The sequence below is a fragment of the Saccharibacter sp. 17.LH.SD genome, assembly GCF_009834805.1.
Classification (GTDB): domain Bacteria; phylum Pseudomonadota; class Alphaproteobacteria; order Acetobacterales; family Acetobacteraceae; genus Saccharibacter.
Genome location: NZ_WVHO01000011.1, coordinates 331884 through 357192, shown reverse-complemented (window position 1 = coordinate 357192; position 25309 = coordinate 331884). Strand labels below are relative to the sequence as shown.

The following is a 25309-nucleotide window of genomic DNA, read 5'->3' as shown; positions in this document are numbered from 1 at the left end:
TAGGCGAATGTGCCATTGGAGGAGGTAAGGATAGCGTTATATCCTGACATGGAGGATTTTATGGCAGAATCGAATCACAATAAGCTTTTTATAGGGACGCATCGTCTGCACCCTGATACGCAAATGATGAATTATGGGTATGATCCGGTTTTGTCAGAAGGGGCTGTAAAGCCACCGGTATTTCTGACGTCAACGTTTGTTTTCCCGACAGCAGAAGACGGGCGTGACTTTTTTGACTACGTGTCTGGGCGCAAAAAGCCCCCAGAGGGCAAAGGGCAGGGGCTCGTTTATTCTCGCTTTAACCATCCTAATAGTGAAATCGTAGAAGACCGTTTAGCTGTCTATGAGGGGGGGGAAAATGCGGCTCTTTTCTCGTCTGGTATGTCAGCGATTACGACTACGTTGCTCGCTTATGCGCGCCCGGGAAGTGTTATCCTCCATTCTCAGCCTCTTTATGGTGGAACAGAAACGCTCTTGAGCAAAACAATGGCCTCCCTTGGGATTGCTGCTGTCGGCTTCAAAGATGGCACGGATGAAGTCTCGGTCATGGCGGCGGCCGAAACGGCGATGAAAGCGGGGCGCGTTGCGATTATTTTAGCGGAAACCCCAGCTAATCCAACAAATGGGTTGGTTGATATTGCTTTGTTGCGCCGTGTTGCAGAGACGGTTGGTGCTGAACAAGGTGGGGAGCGGCCGATTGTTGTGTGCGATAACACATTGTTAGGCCCTGTCTATCAACATCCGTTGGAGCATGGTGCTGATCTTTCCGTGTATTCATTAACGAAATATGTTGGTGGGCATTCAGATCTTGTTGCCGGTGCTGTCATAGGGTCTCTTGAGAGAATGAAGAGCATTCGCCAGTTACGCGGTGCTATTGGAACACATCTTGACCCGCATAGTTGCTGGATGTTGGGGCGTTCTCTTGAAACTCTTGGTTTGCGTATGGAGCGGGCTGCAGCGAATGCCGAGCGCGTTGCGCATTACCTAAAGAACCACGCGAAAGTAACGGAAGTTCATTATCCTCCTTTTTTTGATGAGAACTCTCCACAAGGAAAGGTTTATCGTGCCCAGTGCAGCGGCGCAGGGTCAACATTCTCGTTCGATATTGATGGGGGGCAAGAAGCAGCCTTTAAATTTTTGAACGCGTTGCAGCTGATGAAGTTGGCGGTCAGTTTGGGCGGGACAGAATCTCTGGCAAGTCATCCTGCCAGCACCACACATTCTGGTGTGCCACTAGAAGTGCGGGACCGGATCGGCGTGACGGATGCGACTATTCGGTTGTCGATCGGTGTTGAACATATTGATGATTTGTTGGTGGATGTTGAACAAGCACTTGATGCTGCCTGAGTGTCATGTGTTGTGTCTAAAAAAGGGGGAAACGCCAAAAGCGTTTCCCCCTTTTTTATGGATAGTTTCTTAAAGATATTAGTGTTTAAGCCAACGCGCTAAAGCATTTCCGCAGATCTGTATGATAAAGACCATCACAATGAGAACGGCCACCACATCCATCATGACGGTTGTGTTGAAGCGCTGATATCCGTAGCGAATAGCCAAGTCCCCCAGCCCCCCAGCGCCAATAGTGCCTGCCATAGCGGATGCACCGACCATGGTAATGAGCGTAACCGTTAGGCTGCCGACTAGGCTAGGTAGTGCTTCAGGAATGAGGACTGAGCGGATAATGGTGAGACGGGTGCCTCCCATAGCTTTGACGGCATCAATTAGGCCTGAGTCCACTTCGCGTAGGGCAACCTCGGCAATACGGGCGAAGTAAGGAATCCCGGCAATAGAGAGGGGGACGATAGCAGCTTCGGTTCCTAAAGAAGTGCCTGCAATAAAGCGCGTAAGGGGAATAAGAATAACTAATAAAATAATGAAAGGAATAGCCCGGAGTGCATCGACAAGAATACCAACGATGCGGGCGGCAAATGGTAAATGATAAAGTCCTCCGGGGCCTGTTGTGATCATAAAAAGGGCTAAGGGCAGGCCGATCACGACAGAAATGGCGGTTGATGCAAAGACCATTTCAAGGGTTTGAAGCGTTGATTGGAGGATAATATTAAGGATGATGGGGGACATATCCCAGAACCTCCATGCTTTTCACCATATTTTTAATAAAAGTAACGGCTTCGTCACGGCGTTCGCCATGTAAACTGATGATCATGTCTCCCACAGGTTGGTCACCAATGGTTGTGACGCCTCCTTGTAAGAGGGTGGCTTCTAAATTGAAACGTTGTGCAAGCATGCCAAAGAAAGGCGGTAAGACGCCTTCACCACTGTGAACAACACGCATAACGATTGTTGCGTTGGGGCTATCGTGAGCGACGATCTGGCGTGCGAGATCTGCGGGGAGTTTGGGGCGAATATCGGCCAATAAAGGTTGAAGCGTTTTTTTCTGGCCGCCGTCGCTGAGAAAATCAACCATCGTTCCATCTTCGATCAAACGACCATGATCCAAAGCGAGAATACGTCGCGCAAAGCTACGTACTACTTCCATTTCATGGGTGATGATAACGATTGTGAGGCCAAGCTGACGGTTGATGTCCGTCAGCAAATTGAGAATAGAGGCGGTTGATTCAGGATCCAACGCTGAAGTGGCTTCATCGCAGAGGAGCAATGAGGGGTTGGCAGCCAAAGCACGAGCAATCCCAACACGTTGTTTTTGTCCACCAGAGAGTTGAGAGGGGTATTTTTTATCAAATCCTTGTAACCCGACAAGGTCGAGTAATTCCTCAACACGTTTTTTCTGTTTTGGCCGTGAGCAACCGGCAATTTGCAGAGGGAGCGCAATATTGCCGGCAACCGAACGAGAGTTCAGTAAGTTAAAATGCTGAAAGACCAACCCAATTCGCCGGCGGACTTTAACCAGATGTGATTCTGATTGTGTTGTAATATCTTCGCCATTGAGAAGAATTTGTCCATTGTCAGGGCGTTCTAAAGCACAAAGGCAGCGGAGCAAGGTTGATTTTCCTGCGCCAGACCGTCCAATAAGCCCCACTACTTCTCCTGTCTGGATGGCAAAGGAAATATCGTCGAGGGCCAGATGGCCGCGAAAACGATGACTGACATGGCGAACGTCGAGAATAGGGGATGTCATGGCCAAGCAGGGGTTACAGTGCCGTGGAACAGATCAAGAATGGCTTGCCTTACATTGGGTTGTTGGAAGGATTCAACTAAAGGCTTAACCCAAGGGGCTTGAGCATCTGATGTATTAACGGAGATGAAGTTGACGTAGGGGTTATGTTCTAACCCCTCAACACCAATGCGTTCTTTCACGAGGTCGATGCCTGCTTTACGTGCCCAATCTGTATTGACAACAGCCGCATCTAAGTCGGGCAAAGATCGTCCTACGACACCAGCATCAAGTTCTTTTACGCTGATATTGTGTGGATTTTCGGTAATATCCAACGCTGTAGGGAACAGCCCTGCGTCAGGCGAAACTTTGATGAGCCCTAATGTTTGAAGCATGCGCAGAGCACGTCCTTCATTGCTAGGATCATTAGGAATTCCGATAGTTGCGCCTTGGGGAAGTTCAGCAATGCTATGCCATTTGCGTGAATATAGGCCAATTGGTTGAAAATATGTATTGCCGACGGGGGTGATGGCATAACCGTGGGCTTTGATTTGCGCATCCATAAAGGGACGATGCTGGAACGCGTTAGCGTCAAGTTCGTGCTCTGTTAGGGCCTCATTAGGGGTATTATAATCAGAGAAGGTAATAATCTTCAGTGATAGCCCGTGTTGAGCAGCATTTTGGGATGCAAGGCGCCAGAGGTCTTCATCTTCGCCTGACATAATTCCGATTTTTAGTGTGCGAGCACTGTCAGCATAAGCAGAAGAGAAAAGAGCAGTGCCCGTCACGCTAGCTGAAAGTGCTAGGAACCGGCGACGATTAAGAGGAAGAGGCCGAGCCATGTGTTGGTACCATTTAACGGTTTAGGGTGGTCATATTTATATTCAACGTTTTGCTATCGTGCCACATTTATTTGAGAGTAGCATACGTTGTCAGTTGCGCCTTTGTGGGCACGCGTTGTGTAGAAGTTCTGGTAGCGGGTGAGCTATCAAGAAACAAGAAATTTTTTATTTCATAGATATAAAGATACCATTAACTCTTTGGTTGTTGAAAAATTTTGAAGGATCAATGTGAGAATCATATGTTTTCATGAGGGGATTTAAGGGAAAGGGTGGGCAATTTAAGGATAATTAAACTATATAAAAATGTTATTTATAATGAAAAAATATGTAATTAAATCAATCAATTAATTAAATATTTTGTTAGAGCATGAGATAAAAAATGATTTTTCATTATTTTTAACTTACATGATTCGTTGTTTTTCTGGTTATCCTTATAGAAGACGTTGTTTTTGGGGATGGTGCCCCGATCTTCATGGAGGCCGTGATCATGGCTGTTTCTCCTCTACTCGATCATTCTTCTGCTTTTCCACATGTAGCCAATGCGTTGCACGTAGAGCGTCTTTCACCCGCTATTGGGGCTGTCGTGGAAGGTGTTGATCTGTCTCAGCCTCTGACGCTTGGGTTACGAGATGATCTCAATGAGCTTCTCCTGCGGCATCAGGTTTTGTTTTTCCGTAAACAAAATGTCTCACCTGTGCAGCAACGTGATTTTGCACGTAATTTTGGTGAGTTGCACCGTCATCCTATTTTCCCGTTCGTACCAGACGTGCCTGAGGCTATTGTGTTGGATACGGCGAAAAATGATTTAAGAGACAATGCCCTTTGGCATACGGATGTGACATTTGAGCAAGAGCCTCCCAAGGCTGCTGTTCTTGCCGCTCGTCTTTTGCCAGAGACGGGTGGAGGCGACACGATTTGGGCGAGTGGGACAGCCGCGTATGACGCGCTTTCTGATGGGTTGAAGACGCGGATTGATTTGTTAACAGCTCAACATGATTTTACGAAGTCTTTTCCAACGTCTCGCTTTGGGCGCACGGAAGAAGAGCTGAGAAAATGGACCGAGACACGGAATGCACGTCCGCCCGTGACACATCCTGTGGTGCGTGTGCATCCAGAAACAGGGAAGAACGCTCTGTTTGTGAATGAAGGCTTTACCACGGAAATTAATGATGTTGATTCTGGTGAAAGCCAGGCATTGCTTTCATATCTTTTCCATCACGCGACGAAACCAGAGTTTTCTGTAAGATGGCGCTGGGAAGAAGGCGATATTGCCTTTTGGGATAACCGTATCACACAGCATTACGCTGTTGATGATTATCGTCCAGCAAGACGTGTCATGAATCGCGTAACAATTTTGGGTGATCGCCCATTTGGTCCATCTCAGGGCGGATAGAAAGAAGAAGATAGATATGGCGGTAGAACAGCAGTCGGGGAATCATCGCCTCATGGCGTTTCATGTGGCGATGATCTCTATTGGTGGGATCATCGGCGCAGGGCTTTTTGTTGGGACGTCGGCGACCATTGCGGCTTCTGGTCCTGCTGTTTTGTTATCCTACCTGGGCGCAGGAGTGATCGTTTGGCTCGTCATGCGTCTTTTAGGTGGGCTTGCCGTTGGTGCCCGTGGGCGCGGTTCTTTTATTAGCCATATTTATCGCCATATTGGCCCACGGTCTGCTTTTGTCACGGGGTGGGGCTATGCGTTTCTTTGGGCTGTCACAGCTGGAGCGCAAGCCGTTGCTGGTGGCTTGATTGTTCAAGATTTGTGCGGGCTTTCTCCTTTAGTAGGGGCGCTTCTTTTTGTTGTCGTGGCGTGGGGGATCAACCGCCTATCCTTGCGGCATTATGGCCAAGCAGAAGCGGGATTGTCTGTCTTAAAGCTCGTCTTCCTTGGCGGGTTTATTGCACTGGGCATTGGCTGGCTTGCGTATTCTGGCCATCCTGTAAATGAGGCAGTGCGTATGATGACGTCTCATGGAGGGTTTTTCGCTCGTGGTGGATGGGCTGTTCTAGGGGCCATCCCAATGATTGTGCAGACATTTACCGGTTGTGAGATTGCCGTTGTGGCCGCGACGGATAGTGATCGCCCTGTTCGTAATATTGTTAAAACAGTGCGCTGGCTTCCATTGCAGGTTCTCTTTTTCTATGCGGGTTCTGTGTTGGTTATTATCTCATTGATTCCGTGGAACGCTGTAAAAGTTGGGCATTCTCCTTTTTTGACGGTGATGCAGGTATTGCATGTACCTTTTGCGGAGTGGGCAGCTGTAGCGGTGACGCTCGTTGCTGTTTTGTCCTGTCTGAATTCTGCTGTGTATGTTGTATCACGCACGATGAAAGAGCTTGGTGAGCTTAATTTAGCGCCATCTATTTTAACCCAAGAGAGTCGTCGGCAAGTGCCGGTATGGTCTTTGCGTCTGACAACATTTTTAGAGTTGGTGATTATTGCCGCGGCTGTTGGCTCACCTGAGGCGGTATATCCGATTTTGTTAGGGTCATCGGGTGGGTTGATATTGTTTATCTATATGTTGGTAGCGATCGCTTATTGGCGTTCCCATGCTGTATCAAAGCGTGGAGGGATTAATAGCTGGATTGCTCTTGTTGTTAGCCTTCTCATTCCGGCATTGGGTGCTTTATTGCTGGTTATCCCAGGGTCATGGACTGACACGCTTTTATCGCTCGGGGCGGTGTTATTGCTGGCATTGATTGGTCAAGCGGTGATCATGGTGCGTCGCCCTTCACTTGTTGGAGGGGTCGCACGCAGTCGGCGCTAATATTTTTAAGGGTGTTTTAAGCGTTTTCGAGGCCATGTGATGCAGATGAGACTGGCCATGATAAGTGCGATTCCACTCCAGCCAGCGAGAGGAAGGCGCTCCCCGACGATAAGCACAGCTAATATAGCGGCTACGGTGGGTTCTAGTAGGGTGATGGTGGTGGCTGTGCTGGCAGGAACGCGTGCGAGGCCGTAACCAAAGCAGAGATAGCCTAAGAACATGGGGATGAGGATCATATAGCATCCTACAAACACATTATTCCAAGAGTAAAAGAGGCTTTTACCGGTTGTAAGGATAATGGGCAGGAGGAAGAGGCTGCCAACCCCAAAAATACTTCCCATTGCAGCCCGTGGCAAAATAGCATGATGCATGAGGTGACGTGCTGCCCATGAGTAAAAAGAATATGTAAAGCCAGCAATAAGCCCTATGAGGATTCCGACGAGCGGGGCTGGAGCTGTCGTGGCTGTGGGCTGGGAGTGGGTAAAGCTTTCAGCAAAACTGAGCAGAGCAATACCCAGAATACCGAGAGAGGTACTAATGCCCCAGCGCTTAGAGGGGCGGACCCCATCCATGACCATATCCACAATGGCCGCAAAGAGAGGCGCTGACCCCATTGAGATGACGGTTCCAACGGTAATACCGGCTAAACGCATAGAGCTATAGAAGGCCAAAGGGTAAACCATCACCGCGATTCCACCCAGGAGTGTGATCGGCCATTGCTTTTTGAGGGCAGGCAATGATTTTTTAAAAAATGGCGCGGCGCGGATTGCTTGTAAAAGGCCTCCACCTCCCATGGCGATGGCCCCCATCGTGATGGCAGATATTTGGGGGGCGAAGCTGGCGGCTACGCCCGTAGTCCCCCAAAGAATTGCGGCAAGAGTGATACTGATTAAGCCGAAAACGGTTTCTTTAGAGGATTCTGACATATGGGATGGTGCTCTGAGGCAAAAGGTTACGACTTAAGCAAACATGTTGTGAGTGTAGCGGTTTAGTGTGAGCGCGGTCGAGGATGAGGAGAGATGAAATCACGATGTTTCACGTGAGACAACTCATTAAGGGGGAAGGAGAAACAAACTTAGTCACGTTCGGTAACAGCACTTTTCCCTGGCCATGTGACGCAGAGGAGGCTCGCCATGATCGTGACAATTCCAAGCCATCCCGTTAGAGAGAGATGCTCTCCCAGGAGTGTGGTTGCTAAAATAGCGGCGATTGTTGGTTCAAGTAATGTGATTGTCGTTGCGATACTGGCCGGCAAGAAGCGGAGCCCATAGCCAAAAAGTGTAAAACCGCAAAACATAGGGATAACGGCGAGATAAAGGCTGACAGCAATATTATGCCATGGGTGGAGAAGAGCGCCCCCCGTTATGATAAGAAAAGGTGTAAGGAAGAGGGCTCCAACGCCGAAGATACTGCCCATAGCGGCTCGCGCGGGAATATGACGATGCATTAAGCGGTGAGCAGCCCATGAATAAAAGGCGTACGTAAACCCCATAATGAGAGCAAGAAAAATCCCGAGGAGTGGCGCAGGGGCGGTTTGATGAGCACCATGTGTTTCAGCAAAACTAAGCGCTGTGATTCCCGCAATACCGAGAAAGGCGCTTACACCCCATCTGATGCCTAATTTGGAGCGGTCCATTACCGTATCAATGACGGCTGAGAAAAGTGGGGCTGAGCCAAGGGCGACTACTGTACTGGCGGCAACACCGGCAAGATGCATTGATGTGTAAAAGGCGAGTGGATCAATAGCGACGGCGAGACCGCCGAGGAGCACATAGCCCCATAAAGGACGGAGATTGGAAAGGGATCGTTGAATAGAAGATACCGCACTTATGGCTTGTAAAAACCCTCCTCCTGCCATGGCCGCAGCACCCATCGTCATTGGTGCAACCTGTGATGCCATGTTGGCAGCGATGCCGATACTTCCCCAGATGATAGAAGCACAAATGACGGCCAATAAGCCAGACAGGTACTGTCGGGGGAGAGGAGTCATATAACGAACTCAGAAATAGATATGTGAGAAGAGTTTGTCTTTTTATCAATTCATACAGAATAGGGAAAGGTATGTTTTTTATAGAGGGTAAAGCCGTCCGTTTTGGACGGCTTTTTGAACGTAGAAGATGTAATTAAGGCTCAAGACGCTTCATAATAAAAGCAGCTGTTAAGTAAATGGCCATATAAACAAAAGGAATAAAGAAGATAATTCCTTCAAGGTCACCCATCATGACTGGTTCTCCTTGTTGAGAAGATTGTTACGTTGCTCTTGAGCGTCGAAAAGAGCGGCGCCTGATGCCGAAATGAGAATGATCATGACTGTGCCGATCACCCAAGCAAAGTACCATGGGCCTTGGTCGCCAACGAATACAGCGAAAAGAAGAGCTATGACGAGTGCAAGTGCGAGACCCGCTAGCTTTAGCAATGTGGATAGATAACGAGGCATAAGACGATCTCCCCTCTAATAGCTATCATGACTGTTGAGAACATCGCGGACACTGACCTTGCCGCGCATGACGTGATAGCACCACGCCGTATAGCAAATGATGATAGGCATGAAGATGGATGTCGCGACGAGCATGCAAATAAGCCCGTATTCACTTCCTGTCGCATTCCAAGTGCTGAGGCTTTGGTCAGGGCGTGTGGAGGATGGCATAAGGAAGGGGAACATTGCCGCACCAACTGTGGCGATAGTTCCGAACCAGGAGCCTGCTCCTAACCACCAAGCCAGGCCAGCACGGTCGAGGCGAAGGAGAACAGAGCTTGCAATCATGCAGAATACGCCAATTGCTGGGAGGATCCAGAGGACAGGATGGGCATGGAAATTATCCATCCAGGCACCTTCGCGCATGACGACACTTTGCCCATGAAGTGGGTTTGCCGGCATGTTATAATCAACAGGTGCTGTAAGTGCAAAGCCTTTGATAAACTGGATCCAGACGCCACCGATAACGAACAGAATTGCCGCGATTATTCCTCCAGGTGAGGCATAATTCTTGGCCCGGCTATAAAGTGGTTCTTCAGCGCGAAGCATTAGCATAGACCCTGCTTGTTGTACGCTGAGAGCAACACTCATAAGGCCACACAGAATAGCGAAAGGGTTTATGAGATAGCTCAGGAAGTTTTCATCTTGGATATATTGGCCTGTCCAGAGGAAGTGATACCCAACGCCTTCTAAGATATTCCCAATGGTTACGCCGTAGGCGAACATGGGGACGAAGCCAGAAATTAAAAAGGCAACATCCCAGCTTGAGCGCCAATATTTGTTGCTGACTTTAGAGCGAAACTCGAAAGCCGCAGGGCGTAAGATCATGCTGAAGAGAAGCAGGATCATCACGACATAAAAGACAGAGAAGGAGGTGCCGTAAAGGGAGGGGAACGCGGCAAAAATCGCGCCGCCTCCTAAAACGAACCATACCTGGTTTCCGTCCCAATGGGGGCCAATAATATTGAGCATGGTACGGCGTTCAGCATCATCACGTCCGATAAAACGGAGGAGCGTGCCGACCCCCATATCCATTCCCACCATGAGGCCAAGCCCTGTTAGGAGGACTCCTAAAAGGCCGGTCCAGATCAGCTTAAGAACGATATAAACGGTCATGATTAATGACCTCCCTGGACGATGTTTAGATTAGAAACAACGCTGTCTTGGGAGTTTTGCTCTTGAGGTTCATGCGTTTCGGGACCACGGCGTGCGAAACGGAACATGAGGTAAAACTCGGCGACAATCAGCACACTGTAGAGCAGAATAAATCCTGCGAGTGAGAAGGTCATGTAACTCACAGTGTGGCTGGAAGAGGAGAGGAACGTTGGAAGACGGTTAAAGACGGTCCATGGCTGACGTCCTGCTTCTGCCGTGATCCACCCAAATTCGGTTGCCATGACAGGAAGAGGGATCGACCAGACAGCAAGCTTCAAGATCCAACGATTACTTTCTAGCTTGTTGCGTAAGCTGAGAAGAGTTGTGAACGCGAAGAAGATGAAGAAATAGCCACCCAGAACAACCATGATACGGAAGGACCAAAAGGTAACGAAAACATTTGGCAGAATATCTGGTTGTGTTTGTTTGACGATGCGATCCAGCTCAGAGGCAGGGATCGTACTGACATCTTGGCCAGGGCTGTGACGCATGGCGAGAAAGCCGTAGCCCATATCGTCTTCGTGAGCACGAAAATCAGCAAGGTCTTGTTTGGAATGCGTTTCGCCATAGTGCTTTAACGCAGTAAGAGCGATGATTCCTGAACGAATATGAGGATCAGCTTGTTCTTCAAGCTCACGCATTCCCGTAATAGGTTGGTTAAAGCTATGGGTAATGAGAGGTGTTAGAACAAAAGGGATGCCGATTTCTAGGTGATTTTCCTGCTTTGCATCATCGGGGAGAGCAAAGGCAGCCCACGGAGCAAAGGGTGGTTTTGATGTGTGCCACAATCCTTCAATAGCGGCGATCTTTGTAGGCTGTTTTTGGTAATCCATCCGGCCGAGGACGTCACCAAGTGTGATTACCGCGACAGAAGAGATGAGACCGAACAAGGTAGCGATACGGAAAGAGCGGAGCGCCATTTCCCGGTGTTGACGGCGGAGTAGATAAAAGGCGCTGATTCCCATAATAAGCATGGAAGCAGCGACATAACCTGCGACGGACGTATGAACAAACTTCGCTTGTGCATCTTCACTGAAGACGAGGTGGACGAAGCTATCAAACTGCATCCGCATGGTATCAGGGTCGAAGTGGGTGCCTTCTGGGACGTTCATCCCTGCATTGGCGATCAGGATCCACAAAGCGGAAAGGTTTGATCCCGCAGCAACCAAGTAGGTGACGGCGAGATGGGAGGCACGGCTGAGGCGATCCCACCCGAAAACCAACAAACCAACGAATGTGGATTCCATGAAGAAAGCCATGAGGCCTTCAAGGGCTAAGGGAGTGCCAAAGAGGTCGCCGAAGAAGTGCGAATACATCGACCAGTTTGTGCCGAACTCAAATTCCATCGTAAGCCCGGTTGCGACGCCGAGGGCAAAGTTGATGGCAAAGAGATGGCCCCAAAACTTGGCCATCTTGCGGTAAATTTCACGGCCCGTGACGACATAAACGGTTTCGATAGCCGCAAGAAGAAAAGTAAGCCCCAGTGTGAGTGGGACAAACATAAAATGGTAAAGTGCTGTCATCGCAAATTGAAAGCGCGATAGATCAACAACATGTGGGTTGATGAGATCCACAGTAACCTCCTGTTTCTCAAACAGACGTGGACAGAAATACGTCAGAGCGATGGGGTGGAGATGCTCTCTGGGCGGAACAATGTGGTCCTGCTTCGTCCAGAGAGCATCTCCTCTGTCGAAAAGAATGGGCTAGTGCGGGGAAGCATCACCTCCTTTCTCTGTGAGATGTCCGCATTCCAAATGCAGGATACGGTGCATGAATGAGAGAGGTTCTGGCCGGTGTGTGATGCACAACACGCTTGCTTCTGGCAGAGCGGTTAGTAGACCCTCCATAAGGGCCACACCTGTGGTAGGGGGAAGACTTTCTGTAGGCTCATCCAGCACAAGAAGTGTTGGACGACGAAGTAGGATTTGCGCGGCAGAAAGGCGCCGTGCCTGTCCACCTGAAAGCCTCACTCCATGGTCGCCACAAAGTGTCTCTAATCCATTCGGCATAGCATTGATTTCTTCATCGAGCCCGACGGCAACAAGAGCTTGGTGTATTTGGGCGTCAGTCGCTGTTGGGCAAGCCATAAGGAGATTGCGCTTTATGCTTCCTTGGAAGAGGTGAGCCGTTTGGGTGAGCATCCCGATGTGCTCTGAGAGATCTTCTGTTGTGAAACGGGTAAGCGGTGTGCCACCAAACGTAATACGACCTTGATCAGGGTCGATTAGGCGTACAGCCAAGCGTGCGAGGGTCGATTTCCCTGCTCCAGACGAGCCCGTAACCGCGATACGTTCCCCTGGCTGCAGAGAAAAGGAGATATCTTTCAGGAGATTTTCCTCATGAAACCGCAAAGAAACTTGGTCAAAAGAGAGCTCCCTTGCTGAAGGGAGTGCCGTGGTGGTTTGTGGTGGCGGTGTGAGAACCGGAAGTGAGCAAAGTTCTTCTGAACGTAGAGCGGCTTGACGGAAGCGTTCTTGAGCGAGGCGTGCCTCCATAAGCGGGGCTATCATTTCAAAAGAAGCGAGTGCTCCCATGCCCAACATGGGGAGTTCTGGTCCATTGAGTTGTCCGGTTTCCAGCCCATGAGCTGCGCACGCGATAACACTTAGGACACAGACTATGGACAGAATGGGCAATATATTCCGAATGATATTGCAGCGTAATGCGTGGGCGAAGGTTTGGCGGTTTAGCTGCGTTTGGTGTGCTGTAATGCGTGCCAGTTGGCGTGGAGCAGCCCCACAGCATAAAAGATCAGCCATACCCTGGATGGTCTCTAATATATCGTTGTGGAGGACAGTGCTGCGTTGAGTATTTGCTTGTGCGAGGTGATCTGTGAGACGACCGATCATCCAGGGGAGCAGAAGGCCACCTATGAGGAGCCCTCCCGCTAAAGCACAGGCAGCACTTGGGCTAAAATAAGCCGTGATGCCCACAGAAACGGTGCTGCAGAATGTTGCTGATAATGTGGGGAGAAGCACATCAAGGGGGAATTGCCCAAGCTTCTCTGTATCATTGACAAAACGAGTGAGGACATCACCGCTGCGTGTGCGTGTCGCTAAGCTTTCCGAGCGAGGAATCAGGGTTTGGAAGCTATGGGTACGGAGTTGCCCTGTGACACGAAATGCCGCGTCATGCGTCACAAGCCTTTCAGCATAGCGGGCCACGATCCGGACAGTCGCGAAGAAACGTACGCCGACTGCGGGGAGGCCCATATTAAACATGTTTTGGGTGATGACTCCGCCAAGACCGGCAGCAGCAGCACCTGCCAAGAGCCACCCGGAGAGAAAGAGCAATCCGAAATTTGCTAATGTGGCAAGACATGAGAGGCACAGCCCGATCAGCAAAGGACCGCGGGCGTGATAGAGGAAAGGACGAATGGAGAAAGATGAAGGGGAACGCTGTGTCATGCGGCGCTCCTTTCCATGGGAGCCAAGCGCCCTTGAGAAAGATGAAGAATATGATGCGCTTGTTCTAACAGATCGTGACGATGCGTAATCGCCAGGCTGATTCGTCCTGTATGCACTGTACGGGCTAGGCATGAAGCCACGAGGCGTGCATTTTCTTCATCAAGATCTGAGGTAGGCTCATCAAAAAGGAGAATTTGTGGATGGCCAAGCAGAGCACGGGCTAGTGCTAAACGGCGGATTTGCCCTGCTGAGAAAGGGGCTCCATTTTCTCCTAAGATTGTTTGAAGGCTGTTTGGCAGTGCAGTGATGGTGTTCCACAATCCGACCTCCTCAAGGATTTGTTGCAGAAGTTCGTCGCTGGCGTCCGGAGCTCCTAACCGTAAGTTTGCAGAGATGCTATCGGCTAAGATAAATGGGCGTTGGGGAACCCAGCCGATGGGAGCGTCTTGTATCGTGTGTGTGCGGCCATTGGTCAGGCGAAGGGATAAGCTCCCTTGGCGAGGGGGCATCATCCCTAACAGAAGACGCAACAGGGTGCTTTTTCCGCTTCCGCTTGCTCCAGTAATAACTGTGAGCTCGTTTGGACGGAAGGTCGCAGAAACTCCTTTGAGGGTGTCCTCATCCTTTCCGTATCCCGCCCTAAGATCATTGATTTCTAAGGTAAAGATATTGGGGAGTGGAGAAGGGCGCGTTGTCGGTGGGAGATCACGGAGCGCGGGTAATTTTAGTAACGCGATAATGGGTTTAAAAGCACTCGTTGCGTTCTGCCGTGCATGGTAACTTGCTGAAAAATTACGCAATGGCATGAAGAATTCTGGAGCAAGCAAGAGCACAATAAAGGCATCTTGAAAGGCAAAGCTTGCATTGAGGAGCCGTGCGCCAAAAGCCACAGCGACAAGCGCAATAGAAAGACTAGAAAAGAATTCTAAGACCGCTGAAGTCAGAAAAGCCACGCGCATGACAGCCATTGTGCTTTGCCGATGTTGATGCGCCATATGTGCAACGAGTGTGACGCTGTCGCGGGAGCGGCCGAAAAGGCGGAGCGTTGTGATGCCTTGAAGCATGTCTAAAAAGGATGCGCCAAGGAGCAGGAGTTCCGTCCATTTACGGTCCATGATGCTCTGTGCACCATAGCCAACGAGCGCCATGAAAAGAGGGATTAGTGGCCCTGTGACGGCAAGGATAAGAAAGCTCCATATGTCGAGCTTTAAAACAACAGCCATGATGAGCAGTGGTGTGACAACCATGGCTGCAGCACGCGGCATATAGCGCGCAATATAGGGTTGAAGCGCGTCAATCCCTTCTGAAAGGGTTGTCGCAATATGGCCGCTATTTTGGTGTGAAAGCCCGACAGGCCCGACCTGGAAAAGATGTTCTATGACCTCAAGGCGCAGAGAGGCTGTTGCTTTTTGCCCAGCGAGATCACCACAGCTATCAGCGCCCGCTTGGCAGAGTGCGCGCAGCATGACGGCGAGTAGTAATAATAAAGCGAGTGTTTTCTCTTGATAAAGGGTGTGATGACGAAAGGCGATGTCCGTTACGATCGTGGCCAGAAGATACATCTGCCCAATTAGGAGGGTGGCCCCTATGCCGCCTAGAGTAACGGATAAGGCTAAGGGAAGAGAGGCCCGATTTGTCAGCCCTGACAATGTCGGACGTGGGTGTGCCCTGAGACACTCAGCCATGATGTGACCTCCCTTGCCAGAATGGCGCATCTCCCAAAGAAAGAGCTCTTAAGGAGAGTTACGTCACTTAACAAAATAACTTTACTAAAAGATGCAACCCTAATTTCATTGAAAAACTCCGAAAAAATGGAGTTATTGACATAAATCAAGGCAGAAAACAGGGAAAAATAGAATGAAGAAATTTTCTTTTTGTTGAAATTCGGGGCAGATATGTTGGGTAGTTAATAAAATTTTTTAAGTTAATCGAGTGGATTCGTTGATATGCCTTGGGTAGAAAGGAATAGTCGCAATGGAACAAAGGGGCGCAAATGCATGAGTCATCTGACAATGCGGTGATACAGCCGCTTCGTATTGGCGATAAAGCTCCTGATTTCCGGGCGCGTACGACTCAGGGAACCTTCACATTGGGCGAGTTAAAGGGGCGTTGGGTTATGTTGATGTCTCACCCAGCCTCGTTTACGCCGGTATGTACGAGTGAATTTATTGCGATGACGCGGGCCGAGCCAGATTTTCGCCAACGCAACTGTGTTTTACTCGGGCTATCTGTCGATAGTCTTCCATCTCATTTGGCATGGGTCGACATGGTTTATGAGCGTTTTGGGGTGGAAATTAACTTTCCCATCATTGAAGACCCGTCTCTGACGTTATCGCGTATTTACGGCATGCTTGATCCAACAGCTCACGATAGTGCGACAGCACGGGCTGTGAGGGTGATCGACCCTGAAGGAATCCTACGGGCGAGTTTAACCTATCCGGCAACAGTGGGCCGTTCTATCGCAGAGCTGCTGCGGTTACTTGATGCGCTTCAAGAAGTGGATCGCCATCATGTCCTTACGCCGGAAGGGTGGCAACCAGGTCAAGAGACATTGGCCCCTCCCGTGCAGACACAGCAGGCTATGCGTCAACGAGGGAAAACATGGTTTCTTCACCCGGTGGAGAGTTCTTCTCGAGAAAATAGATAGGTGTTGTAAGGCTTATGTTGTCGTATGGGGGAAAAGATTTATCGGATAGGCTTCCCGTTACTGAGGAGCAAGCTCGGCAGTTCGCTGAAGGAATACGTGTACTCGCTCAGCCCCAACGATTGGTGATTTTGTTCTTACTGTGCGAAAAACAGCGTATTGTCGCCGATATAGAGCGTCTTACGGGCATTGCACAGCCAATGTTAAGCCAATATTTAGCGCAGCTGCGTCGTTCACGCCTTGTTATTTCGCATCGGCAAGGACGCCAAACATTTTATGCATTAGCCCAAACCGCGGAAGCAGCGCAGACTGTTGCGATATTAAATATCATCACGCAAAAGAAACCAGACACATCATCCTCGGCTGCTTCCGAAGAGGTAGAAGAAGAACTTTTGGATGCACACGGCGCCATGTTCGCGCGTTTATTGTAAATTCATGACGCCATATCAAAAAGCTTGGGATGAGGCTTTTTCTACGATTAGCCTTTGAGAATGGAAGCTTGTTTTACCGCATCAAATTCAACAAGATCATAGCGTGCAACACCTGAGGTGACAAAAGGGTCTCGTGCGAGTAACTCGTTTAGTTCCTTTTCTTGGATTCCGTCTCGTACAACGAGCACACCACCATCACCACTTTTCTTAGGGCCTGAAGCGAGAAGTAAATCGCGTCGGAAAAGCGTATCAAGGAAAGAGCGATGTGCTTCGCGCTGTGCGGCAACTTGGTCACGTGGTGCTAGGTAAGAGACAATGGCGATGAACATGCATGCTCCGTTATGAGAAGAAGGGAAGAGAAGACCGATCACTTGAAGCTGCTCTTCGCTAAGATATCTGTCAAGAAATGCTTAGACTATAGCTACTTTCGAGGTGATCTCGTTAGAAGCTATAGTCTATCGATATTATTTATGGTTGAGGTGGTGTTGACGGTTTTTCTACGTCATTTGCTACGTGGAAAGGTGTGTCAGGTGGCGTTGTGATGTAGGAAGTTCCCGTATAGAAATTCACCTTGGCGCGGGCGAAGCGGTTGGCAACACGGCGGTTAAATTCACGCTTTACCTTCCATTTCATCATAGGGGCTGTTTGAATAGAGCCGACTAAGATAGCACCAGAAGCTGAGCTTTCATCCACGCCGAGATCTAAGAAGTCAGATTGGATCATTGGCCCGAAAACTTCATCCTCACGCATTTCGGCAACCACTTCGGACATAATGGCCGTAACGCGGGAAAAATCCTCAGACAGATCAAGCTGATGCTTAATAATAATCTTATTATAGCCGCGGGCTGTGTTGGTAATAGAGGTCACAGCGGAGAAGGGGATAATGTGGAGGTCGCCATACGTATCGCGAATGCGCACGGTGCGGATAGAAAGATTTTCTACTGTCCCGGAGGCTCCTCCTGCGGAGACCCAGTCTCCAACCTGAATGGCATCTTCAACCAACATGAAGAACCCTGTAATAAAGTCTTTAACGAGGCTTTGAGAGCCAAAAGCAATGGCAGCACCAAGGATACCAGCACCTGTGAGAAGAGGTGCAACGTTGATCCCCATTTGCGATAAGGTGGTTACTGTCACGATAATAATAATGAGGGTAAGCATAACCGTCCGAATAATAGGGAGGACGGTTCTCAGGCGTGTTGCTCGTGACGTGAAGCCATTTTTGTCAAAATAACTCAATTGTTGGGCAAGAAAAATATTAACCCCTTCCCAAATAAGAACACCGACAGAAATAGCGGCAAGGAGCAGGATCCCTGTCACAAAAATTCGGTTTCCTAATGGGTTTTCTAGGAAAAACTCATAGCTTGGGAGGCCCCAAATTTCTAAAAGTGTAATTCCTGTAAGGGTGATGAGTATTCCGGTTAAAATACGGCGGGCGAGGGGGTAGTAACGGTCAGCGCGCTCCTGAAGGTTGGGGAAACGCTCAAGCATTGATGGTCTGATGCGAAATAACGAGTTTTGCAATCCATAAGCGAGAATAGCGACAACGCGAAAACCTGCAATTGCACCGATAGTGTAGGTTGTTGTGAGCAAAATCCAGCGATAGCCACCTGGGCGATGCATAGCCCAGACGATCCACAATGAGATATCCAAAAAGAGCGCGGGTATCCACCATAGATGAATGACTGTAGCGAGAAAATTGCTGAGGTGAAGGTTCTTACTGTCTTGTGGTGGGGTTAAGAAATTGCTGACAAGAGTGCGTACGCGCCAGATGAAAATAGCAATTAAGATATGCTCAATAAGGACGAGGGCTCGAACAAGAGCTTCAGCGCCACGTGGTAGAAGAATGAAGTGGGCATCTCCTAAATTGGAAATGACAAAGATAATAGCAGGAAGACTAATAAGATACTTCCACCAACGAACAAGGAGGAGTGCTGTAGAGTCTGACGCGGGGAAAAGCCGCATAGCGGATGTATGAGGGGCAAGTATCGCTTCTACAAAGAGATACAAACAGCGTGTAATGACGTAGGCATAGCCGACGATAGAGAGAACCGTAGCATCGAGATCTCCCCATGGAAGAAGCCAGTAAGCAATAAGAGCAACAATATAGAATGTGCCAACGGCGACCAGTTTGAGGAACAAGAACCCAATATTATAGGGGATACGTGTTAGAAAGCGGACTGTTTCTGCTTGGCGTCGTTGGTCTGCCGCACGAAGAGCCTCTGTATTTTCTGCTTTCCCTGTGACGGCAGAAGGAGATTCAGGGGTAGACGAAGGGAGAGGTCGTTTGTCTATAGATTGAGCGCGTCTCAAGAGACGTTGTACAGTCGGGTTTAAGCCGAGACTGATGACTCTTTCCAAGATAAGCGAAATAAGGAGAACGCCAACGACTTTTGCAAGAGTGATGAGGATCGAATGGCGTTTTTGAGGTGAGGTAAGCTGGCTTTGTACCTCAGAGCTAATATAGCGAAAGTCTTCAAATAGATTAAGAAAATCGTTGAGCCCCTGTTCAGCTTGAAGACGTAGCAGGCTCACTCCACTGTGAAAATCAGGTAAAATCGCCTGATTCGGCGTGGAGGGGCCTGGCTGTGGCTGAGGCGCGTTGGTTGCGCTACGAGCGATTAGTGAGAGGGTCTGAGTAAAGCGGTCACGCTCTTGTGGGTTATTAAGTGTATCAAGAAGTTTTTGTGCTTCCGTTGGGGAAAGAGGAACTGAAGCGGAGGGAGAAGGAGCTGTCGCTGCGTTAGGGGTGCTGGCGTAGCTGATATTGGTTAGAATACCCCATCCAATAAATAAAAAAAGGCAGAGACTCCATAGCCGGGGTCGGTAAGAGCGGCGGAGGTGTTCCCGGTCTGGGTGTGACATAGGTTTTAGGTCGTCCGTTGGATTTTATAACAGGCACTAATGCAAAAATGGTTAGAAGAGCACTTAAAGAGATATTATGAAACTTTCCACTTATGAAAAGTTCTCCGTGTAGCGCCGGTAAAGCCTCTTCTTCGCAGGGTGTAGAATTAGGCAGATGAGCCATATCGACAAGTGGAAAAACACCCATGAGGGATAAAAATTTTCGTATTAGAATTCAGTGGCTTTCAAGATTTGTTAGAACGGGTATCATAGAGAAGGGCACACGGGTTAGAGTGCCACAAAATTGACCATGTTTACAATGCATAGAGTGACTGGCAGGTGGGTAAGGCAGTGGCCTTTGCTGCCGTCATTTTTGTTCGTCAAAGGATGCCATAATGATACGCGTTTTGCTTGCATTTTTTCTTCCTTGGGTCACGTTTTTCACGATCGGCCGACCGATCGCTGGTATCATCTGCCTCATTCTCCAAGTAACAGTTTTGGGTTGGGTGCCAGCAGCTCTGTGGGCTTTCTTAGCTTTGCGCTCTTATGATGAGGAACATGGTTAAGAAAGAAGATAGGTAATATTCTCATATAGCCGCATAGAGATTGGTTGGTTTCTTTAGAGAAATACTTCCTTAAAACAAAGGCTCCTTTCTATCCAGAAAGGAGCCTTTGTTTGTATGTGCGTGCTATTTTTTAAAAGGTGAGGATCTTGAAAAGATCCCCACCTATCGAGTGGATAGGACAGATTGCTCCGTCACAATTAGGAAGGTTTTGCTTCAGATTGTTGGTGGTTTGACGCTTCTGTCGCTCCCTTTACACCATCAATACGGTGAATGTTGAGAGTTTGCGTTGGGAAAGGAATATCGATTCCACACTCCTCGAAACGCTTTTTAACCCGACGATAGAATTGCCATTCCACAGGCCAACGTCCTGATGTCGTTGTGGGAAAGGTTCCCTTAATGGTGACAGAATAATCATTAAGGGATGCGACACCCCAGAGATTGAAGTCATCAATAATCAACGGTGCAAATTGCGGATCTTCTCGCATGCCCTTGGCGATATCGAGCATGACCCGAATGGCCTCATCTGTGTCTGTATCATAAGAGACATCAATTGCGATCATCGCACGCGAGAAGTCACGGTTATAGTTTGTTACTTGGTTGAGAGAGCTGAATGAGAAAATATTTATGGATCCATCGTTCGCGCGTATGTGCACTGAACGTAGGGATAGTTTTTCAACGGCACCGTAAGTACCATTAAGCGTTACAGAGTCACCCACCGTCAAAGCGTTCTCCATAAGCAGGAAAATGCCGCTGATGAAGTCTTGCACGAGCTTTTGTGAACCAAAACCCAAAGCGACACCGAAAATGGAGGCGCTTGCGAGGAGAGGTGCTGTGTTAATGCCCAGTTGGGAAAGTACTGTAAGACCGATGACAATAACGAGAATGATGAGAAGCAGAATGCGAAACATTGGCTGGAGCGTGCGGAGACGTGCCATCCGTGTTTTTTGTTCTGCGCTGTCTTGTTGTCCTAAGCGGCGAATTTGGTTCTCAATGGTGACATTAACAATCTCCCATGCCACGACACCAACGAGTAAGGCGATGACAATGGTGATAATGGATGAGAATAATTGTGCACCAAGTGTTTGGTGGCCAATGAGAGAATAAACAGGTGCCCCCCAGGCAATAGCGAGTGCTAATACGGTTAGGAAGAACATGATGATGCTTACAAGTCGGTAAGCAAGCGGGTAGTAACGAAGCACACGGTTCTGTGTATCTTTACTTAACTTCCACTCGCTTAAAGAGCGTGTGAGACGGCTCAACCCTCCATAGAAAATAATACTAATCACGCGCATAATGATGAGCGCGATACAGGTGCGGATGAACAAGCGTAGAATGCTTTCATACCCACCTTGGATATCAGCAGCCCACACGAGCCAAAGGGCAAGATCAAAGAAAAGCGCCGCAATCCACCATGTGCGAGCAACTAGCTGCATCAGTGATGTAATGCGTTTGTTATTACGACCTGCTTGTTTACATGCGTGCTCGATAATCCCACGAGATTGAAGAATCATGATGGCAATGGTTAGATGCACGGCAAGGGCAAGAAGTTTTTCCAGCCCAGAAGACACGCTGGTGGGCAGGGTGCAGTCATGCAATACGATAAGGGCTGTTGATCCCCACGCGATAATAAAGCCGATATGGCGTAGAGCCTTGTAGAAAAACTTGGCTGGATAGTCGTTTAGAATGGTGAGGCGAAACCACGGTTGATTGGGTGCGAGGAAAATTCGTAGTAGGATAATCCAAGCGCCCATGCCAACTCCAGAGAGCCAGGCAATCGTCCATATGGAGTGGAGTGTTTGTTCATCGGGCGATGGATCAAGGCTCTGAATGAGGAGAGCCATGAGCGGAAACATAAGGATGCTCAGGCAATCCAGAGCCGCATTCCCTAAGGCATAAGGAGCCCGCCGCAGACAGATAAGCAAGCGGGAGAGCGCACCTTGACGCCGAAGTTGCTCTTCAAGGCTAATGTCTTTTAGCGTTTGCTCTGCTGTGTTGGGAGGAGTGCCATCGTCATTTTGAGTGTCGTCTGTGGACGATGATGTTTGGCTTACTTTCTGCAGTCGTTGTGCTTCTTGATGTATTTGGCGCCGATTTGAATCCTCCGCAATTTTTGACAATTTTTCACGGGGAACTCTTAAAACAAAGCGCATTGCTTGGAATAAGACAGCACTGCCAACAATCATAATGACGACGCGTACAAGAATACGGAAGATTTCCGTTTGTAGGTCGTTATTGTGCCAAACTTTGTTGAGCCAGGGGCCAATGTCGCGAAATTGGATGATCCCTTGGCCAAGCACATGCAGCTTTTGGATTGTCTGATTACCAAAAGATGAGAGGCTATTAAGGAGCTGATCTGGGAGAGATGTTTGTTTGGTCGCGTTTTGAGCGGCGCTAAGATTCGTCAGTGTGGTGACGAATTGCTTACGCTTTGTATCGTCATTGAGAACACTTAAGAGTTGTTGAGCCTGTGCCGCGTCAATTTTGGGTTGGGAAGACGCAATGGTTGCGGGATTGTCGCTCGCAGCATGAGAGACTGCTGGTAGAAATCCAATTAAAAGAATCGGTAAGAGCAGTAAACGCATTATGGGGTGCCAGCAATCCCTGACGGAATGTGCCGGAGGGCTATGACGCCCAGAGCTAAAGGCTCTGTTAGGCATGAGCGTATGTCTCCAAGCTAATACAATAAGGACTGATTAGATCGCCGATTATTCTGTCAGAAAAATCGTGCTTTTATAAGGCACTTTATCAGTAAAGCATGGTTTATTAAAACAAATAAAAAACGCACGCCTTTTAGGGCGTGCGTTTTATTAATCTATCAATAATGAAAGTTTATTTGTTATTTACCTGAACTATGCAGATAAACGGCCCAGAGTTGAGCTAGGTCATTGACGGAGCCGCTACCGTTCATGCTGTTAAAGAGGGAGATAGCATCATTTTTGCGACCACCATCCATGAGGGCCATTCCCATTTCGAGTTTCGCGATATCAGGAAAACGAGGATTTTTAGTCAAACCGCTACGGATTAACTCGAGCCCTTGGTCAATTTGTCCGTTGAGAACAAGATTATATCCTGTCGTTAGAGACGGTGCAGCAGCTGAACTATTCTTGGCTTGCTGAACAGAGGCGGGGAGTTGGTTTTTAACGCTAGCAGCCTGTTGAGCTACAAAGGCATGAAAATGTGTCTGTGCTGCTGCATTGGGGCCTGTGCCGAGCAAATGACGGTGGTAGCCATCATCAAGCAAGTTTAAAGCAAGCTGAGGAAGCCCGATTTGAATGGCACGTTCTGCCATATCCTGGAAATCTGATGGATTGGTGAGTACGCCTGTTGCTAAGCGCAAGCGCTGCAGATTGAAGACGAGGCGAGGGGAAAGAGAGGCATCGCTTGCGAAATTATGGATAAGAATTTGCCAATATTGCGCACGAGGGTAATACTTGACGAGCTGGACATAGGTTTGGTTTTGGCCTGCAATATTGCGTAAATTGCCATAGGCTGCAGCAAGCATCTGTAACTGGTTCTCGGGTGGCGTCGTTCTAGCCTTTTGGTCTGCCGCGATAGCGTCTTGCGCCGCGGCCACCGTGCCATTCCAATCTTGTTGAAGATAATGACATTGAATAAGCAATGTCTGCATCTGCTGATTTGGGCCTACATCATGCAAGTAGCGTGCTGCGGCACGGGCAGAACTTGTGTAGTCACGTGCGCTATAGGCCATACTTGCTTCGGCCATGAGCATTTGTTTTCTGCTGGCTGCTGGTGTGCGAGGGCTATTGATGAGCACATCATATGCTTTTATAGCGGCCTGTGTATTGCCTGACTGTGCGGCAACCGCGGCACGCATTTGGGCAATGACATAAGTCTCATAGCTGGTTTTATGGCTCACAGCGTCGGCAGCGTCGACGGCTGTCATGGCTTGCCCAGCATGGTGTGCTGCAAGAGCTGCTTGTGCTTTTTGTAATTGATTCCCGACTTCTTGGCCTAGAACATCATCCGCCTGAGCAGCCGAAAAGAAGGAAATTTTATGCGCGTGGAGTGTGAATGAAGGATGTGAAGCGAAGGCTGCAAACCCAAAAACACTCGTCATGAGAATGGAACGTGATGTTTTTCCGAAGCGGAGAGACATGATTTATTGTCCTTCCATAAATTGGTCGAGGCCAACGATACCGAGCTTAGTAACACCGAGGCGTTGAGAAACAGCGAGTACATGAGCGACCGTTTTATAGTCGGTAAGACGATCAGGATGGATATGTATCTCTGGTTGGTTTTCCTCAGGCCCTGTGACTGCACCGCGTAAGCGTGCTTGTAAGTCATCATCTGTAGGAACAGGCGTGCCATTCCACGTAATGGAATTGTCATAGCTGATGGCGATGGTCACCATCGGTGGTGTGATCGTAGAAGGGGGCGGGTTCCCCTGGGGAAGATCGATGGACACGGAATGAGTTTGGAGAGGGATGGTAATAATAAGCATAATGAGCAACACAAGCATAACGTCAATCAACGGTGTTGTGTTGATATCAACTATACCTTCGTCTTCGTGGGTGCTCTCAGAGCCGACACTCATAGCCATAAGGTGATCTCCAGAAAACGCATGCTCGAAATGGGAGAATGCCCAAGCAGATGAGCATGTTCATGATGGGGAAAGGGCCGGGCTTATCCCTACTGGGTGGATGAAGCCCGGTTTAGATGTCTAATTACCGTGGGGTTGCTCTGTAATGAAGTCGATATGGACAATACCCGCTTCCTGACACGCTTCCACAATTTGACCGATCGCCATGTATTTAGCATGGCTATCACCTCGGATTTGAATCTGAGGTTGTGGTTTTTGGCGTGCGGCTTCTTCAAGGCGATTGAGCATATCTGCATGGCCATGCAAAGGCGTTGTGTTCCAATAAGCTTGGCCATCCGCTGTTACTGCGAGCACGATGTTTCCTGGCTTCGTGCGTGTCGGTTGATTGTGGTCAACCGGCAGCTTCACCTTCACTGTATGTGTTGCGACAGGGATCGTGATGAGAAAGATGATAAGCAGCACCAACATGACGTCGACGAGTGGCGTGGTGTTGATTGCCGACACCACCTCGCCGTCATCGCCACTTCCTCCGACGTTCATTGCCATAA

At 48.9% G+C, this 25309-nt stretch carries 22 protein-coding genes; 6 read left to right on the top strand and 16 right to left on the bottom strand.

Features of this window, described 5'->3' with window-relative positions; genetic code table 11:
- The first annotated feature begins 60 nt into the window (after positions 1-60).
- Positions 61-1347, top strand: a complete 1287-nt coding sequence (locus GS501_RS08325) for a cystathionine gamma-synthase family protein (RefSeq protein WP_160831391.1) — start codon at positions 61-63, stop codon at positions 1345-1347.
- Between the two features lie 78 nt (positions 1348-1425).
- On the opposite strand, the gene GS501_RS08320 is transcribed toward GS501_RS08325, so the two are convergent.
- The 3 genes from GS501_RS08320 to GS501_RS08310 are packed head-to-tail and all read right to left on the bottom strand — an operon-like array spanning position 1426 to position 3912.
- The gene (locus GS501_RS08320; protein ID WP_160831390.1) at positions 1426-2076 is read right to left on the bottom strand and encodes a methionine ABC transporter permease; all 651 of its coding nucleotides are present in this window, start codon (positions 2074-2076) and stop codon (positions 1426-1428) included.
- The gene (locus tag GS501_RS08315) at positions 2057-3094 is read right to left on the bottom strand and encodes a methionine ABC transporter ATP-binding protein (protein WP_160831389.1); all 1038 of its coding nucleotides are present in this window, start codon (positions 3092-3094) and stop codon (positions 2057-2059) included. Before GS501_RS08315 ends, GS501_RS08320 begins: the two co-directional genes overlap by 20 nt.
- Positions 3091-3912, bottom strand: coding sequence for a MetQ/NlpA family ABC transporter substrate-binding protein (locus GS501_RS08310; protein WP_160831388.1), 822 nt, complete (start codon positions 3910-3912; stop codon positions 3091-3093). Before GS501_RS08310 ends, GS501_RS08315 begins: the two co-directional genes overlap by 4 nt.
- Before the next feature lie 487 nt (positions 3913-4399).
- Between GS501_RS08310 and tauD the strand changes: the two genes are divergently transcribed.
- Positions 4400-5305 carry a taurine dioxygenase gene (gene tauD, locus GS501_RS08305; protein WP_237442481.1) on the top strand — a complete coding sequence of 302 codons (906 nt, stop codon included), beginning with the start codon at positions 4400-4402 and terminating at the stop codon, positions 5303-5305.
- A gap of 16 nt (positions 5306-5321) precedes the next feature.
- Positions 5322-6680 (top strand): amino acid permease, encoded by a 1359-nt coding sequence (locus GS501_RS08300; protein ID WP_160831386.1) that lies wholly within the window; start codon positions 5322-5324, stop codon positions 6678-6680.
- Positions 6681-6685: 5 nt separating this feature from the next.
- Here GS501_RS08300 and GS501_RS08295 read toward each other — a convergent pair whose 3' ends face one another.
- From GS501_RS08295 to cydD, 7 genes are all read right to left on the bottom strand, one after another.
- Positions 6686-7606, bottom strand: coding sequence for a DMT family transporter (locus GS501_RS08295; RefSeq protein WP_160831385.1), 921 nt, complete (start codon positions 7604-7606; stop codon positions 6686-6688).
- 149 nt (positions 7607-7755) lie between these two features.
- Entirely contained in the window at positions 7756-8670 is a 915-nt protein-coding gene (locus GS501_RS08290) for a DMT family transporter (RefSeq protein ID WP_160831384.1), read from the bottom strand.
- Between the two features lie 228 nt (positions 8671-8898).
- Positions 8899-9117 (bottom strand): hypothetical protein, encoded by a 219-nt coding sequence (locus GS501_RS08285; RefSeq protein ID WP_160831383.1) that lies wholly within the window; start codon positions 9115-9117, stop codon positions 8899-8901.
- Positions 9118-9132: 15 nt separating this feature from the next.
- On the bottom strand, positions 9133-10272 hold the full coding sequence (gene cydB / locus GS501_RS08280) for a cytochrome d ubiquinol oxidase subunit II (protein WP_160831382.1): 1140 nt from the start codon (positions 10270-10272) through the stop codon (positions 9133-9135).
- 2 nt (positions 10273-10274) lie between these two features.
- Complete coding sequence (locus tag GS501_RS08275; RefSeq protein WP_160831381.1) at positions 10275-11885, bottom strand: cytochrome ubiquinol oxidase subunit I; 1611 nt, start codon at positions 11883-11885, stop codon at positions 10275-10277.
- A gap of 129 nt (positions 11886-12014) precedes the next feature.
- Complete coding sequence (gene cydC / locus GS501_RS08270) at positions 12015-13718, bottom strand: thiol reductant ABC exporter subunit CydC (protein WP_160831380.1); 1704 nt, start codon at positions 13716-13718, stop codon at positions 12015-12017.
- Complete coding sequence (gene cydD / locus GS501_RS08265) at positions 13715-15403, bottom strand: thiol reductant ABC exporter subunit CydD (RefSeq protein WP_160831379.1); 1689 nt, start codon at positions 15401-15403, stop codon at positions 13715-13717. Before cydD ends, cydC begins: the two co-directional genes overlap by 4 nt.
- 308 nt (positions 15404-15711) lie before the next feature.
- On the opposite strand from cydD, the gene GS501_RS08260 reads away from it, so the two are divergent.
- Both GS501_RS08260 and GS501_RS08255 read left to right on the top strand, forming a co-directional pair.
- Positions 15712-16365: a peroxiredoxin gene (locus GS501_RS08260; protein ID WP_160831378.1), complete on the top strand. Its 654-nt coding sequence runs from the start codon at positions 15712-15714 to the stop codon at positions 16363-16365.
- Between the two features lie 14 nt (positions 16366-16379).
- Positions 16380-16793: a helix-turn-helix transcriptional regulator gene (locus GS501_RS08255; protein ID WP_160831377.1), complete on the top strand. Its 414-nt coding sequence runs from the start codon at positions 16380-16382 to the stop codon at positions 16791-16793.
- Positions 16794-16840: 47 nt separating this feature from the next.
- Here the strand turns inward: GS501_RS08255 and GS501_RS08250 are convergent, their stop codons facing one another.
- Positions 16841-17122 (bottom strand): YciI family protein, encoded by a 282-nt coding sequence (locus GS501_RS08250; protein ID WP_160831376.1) that lies wholly within the window; start codon positions 17120-17122, stop codon positions 16841-16843.
- A gap of 139 nt (positions 17123-17261) precedes the next feature.
- Positions 17262-19655, bottom strand: coding sequence for a mechanosensitive ion channel family protein (locus GS501_RS08245; protein ID WP_160831375.1), 2394 nt, complete (start codon positions 19653-19655; stop codon positions 17262-17264).
- A 377-nt stretch (positions 19656-20032) separates the two neighbouring features.
- On the opposite strand from GS501_RS08245, the gene GS501_RS08240 reads away from it, so the two are divergent.
- Positions 20033-20200 (top strand): YqaE/Pmp3 family membrane protein, encoded by a 168-nt coding sequence (locus GS501_RS08240; RefSeq protein WP_160831467.1) that lies wholly within the window; start codon positions 20033-20035, stop codon positions 20198-20200.
- 197 nt (positions 20201-20397) lie between these two features.
- Here the strand turns inward: GS501_RS08240 and GS501_RS08235 are convergent, their stop codons facing one another.
- The 4 genes from GS501_RS08235 to GS501_RS08220 all read right to left on the bottom strand — a co-directional run bounded on the left by GS501_RS08235 (position 20398) and on the right by GS501_RS08220 (position 25307).
- Positions 20398-22857, bottom strand: a complete 2460-nt coding sequence (locus tag GS501_RS08235) for a mechanosensitive ion channel domain-containing protein (protein ID WP_160831374.1) — start codon at positions 22855-22857, stop codon at positions 20398-20400.
- 179 nt (positions 22858-23036) lie between these two features.
- Complete coding sequence (locus tag GS501_RS08230; protein ID WP_160831373.1) at positions 23037-24317, bottom strand: hypothetical protein; 1281 nt, start codon at positions 24315-24317, stop codon at positions 23037-23039.
- Positions 24318-24320: 3 nt separating this feature from the next.
- Positions 24321-24761 carry a biopolymer transporter ExbD gene (locus GS501_RS08225; RefSeq protein ID WP_160831372.1) on the bottom strand — a complete coding sequence of 147 codons (441 nt, stop codon included), beginning with the start codon at positions 24759-24761 and terminating at the stop codon, positions 24321-24323.
- A gap of 120 nt (positions 24762-24881) precedes the next feature.
- Entirely contained in the window at positions 24882-25307 is a 426-nt protein-coding gene (locus tag GS501_RS08220; RefSeq protein WP_160831371.1) for a biopolymer transporter ExbD, read from the bottom strand.
- Positions 25308-25309: the final 2 nt, after the last annotated feature.

What these genes read in the sequence shown, in the direction of transcription:
- cydB (WP_160831382.1), bottom strand. Translation starts at nt 10,272, where the DNA reads ATGACCGTTTATATCGTTCTTAAGCTGATCTGGACCGGCCTTTTAGGA.
- GS501_RS08235 (WP_160831374.1), bottom strand. Translation starts at nt 22,857, where the DNA reads ATGCCTAACAGAGCCTTTAGCTCTGGGCGTCATAGCCCTCCGGCACAT.
- GS501_RS08290 (WP_160831384.1), bottom strand. Translation starts at nt 8,670, where the DNA reads ATGACTCCTCTCCCCCGACAGTACCTGTCTGGCTTATTGGCCGTCATT.
- GS501_RS08245 (WP_160831375.1), bottom strand. Translation starts at nt 19,655, where the DNA reads ATGTCACACCCAGACCGGGAACACCTCCGCCGCTCTTACCGACCCCGG.
- GS501_RS08255 (WP_160831377.1), top strand. Translation starts at nt 16,380, where the DNA reads ATGTTGTCGTATGGGGGAAAAGATTTATCGGATAGGCTTCCCGTTACT.
- GS501_RS08310 (WP_160831388.1), bottom strand. Translation starts at nt 3,912, where the DNA reads ATGGCTCGGCCTCTTCCTCTTAATCGTCGCCGGTTCCTAGCACTTTCA.
- GS501_RS08300 (WP_160831386.1), top strand. Translation starts at nt 5,322, where the DNA reads ATGGCGGTAGAACAGCAGTCGGGGAATCATCGCCTCATGGCGTTTCAT.
- GS501_RS08250 (WP_160831376.1), bottom strand. Translation starts at nt 17,122, where the DNA reads ATGTTCATCGCCATTGTCTCTTACCTAGCACCACGTGACCAAGTTGCC.
- GS501_RS08230 (WP_160831373.1), bottom strand. Translation starts at nt 24,317, where the DNA reads ATGTCTCTCCGCTTCGGAAAAACATCACGTTCCATTCTCATGACGAGT.
- GS501_RS08220 (WP_160831371.1), bottom strand. Translation starts at nt 25,307, where the DNA reads ATGGCAATGAACGTCGGAGGAAGTGGCGATGACGGCGAGGTGGTGTCG.
- GS501_RS08285 (WP_160831383.1), bottom strand. Translation starts at nt 9,117, where the DNA reads ATGCCTCGTTATCTATCCACATTGCTAAAGCTAGCGGGTCTCGCACTT.
- GS501_RS08325 (WP_160831391.1), top strand. Translation starts at nt 61, where the DNA reads ATGGCAGAATCGAATCACAATAAGCTTTTTATAGGGACGCATCGTCTG.
- GS501_RS08320 (WP_160831390.1), bottom strand. Translation starts at nt 2,076, where the DNA reads ATGTCCCCCATCATCCTTAATATTATCCTCCAATCAACGCTTCAAACC.
- tauD (WP_237442481.1), top strand. Translation starts at nt 4,400, where the DNA reads ATGGCTGTTTCTCCTCTACTCGATCATTCTTCTGCTTTTCCACATGTA.
- cydC (WP_160831380.1), bottom strand. Translation starts at nt 13,718, where the DNA reads ATGACACAGCGTTCCCCTTCATCTTTCTCCATTCGTCCTTTCCTCTAT.
- GS501_RS08295 (WP_160831385.1), bottom strand. Translation starts at nt 7,606, where the DNA reads ATGTCAGAATCCTCTAAAGAAACCGTTTTCGGCTTAATCAGTATCACT.
- cydD (WP_160831379.1), bottom strand. Translation starts at nt 15,403, where the DNA reads ATGGCTGAGTGTCTCAGGGCACACCCACGTCCGACATTGTCAGGGCTG.
- GS501_RS08225 (WP_160831372.1), bottom strand. Translation starts at nt 24,761, where the DNA reads ATGGCTATGAGTGTCGGCTCTGAGAGCACCCACGAAGACGAAGGTATA.
- GS501_RS08315 (WP_160831389.1), bottom strand. Translation starts at nt 3,094, where the DNA reads ATGACATCCCCTATTCTCGACGTTCGCCATGTCAGTCATCGTTTTCGC.
- GS501_RS08260 (WP_160831378.1), top strand. Translation starts at nt 15,712, where the DNA reads ATGCATGAGTCATCTGACAATGCGGTGATACAGCCGCTTCGTATTGGC.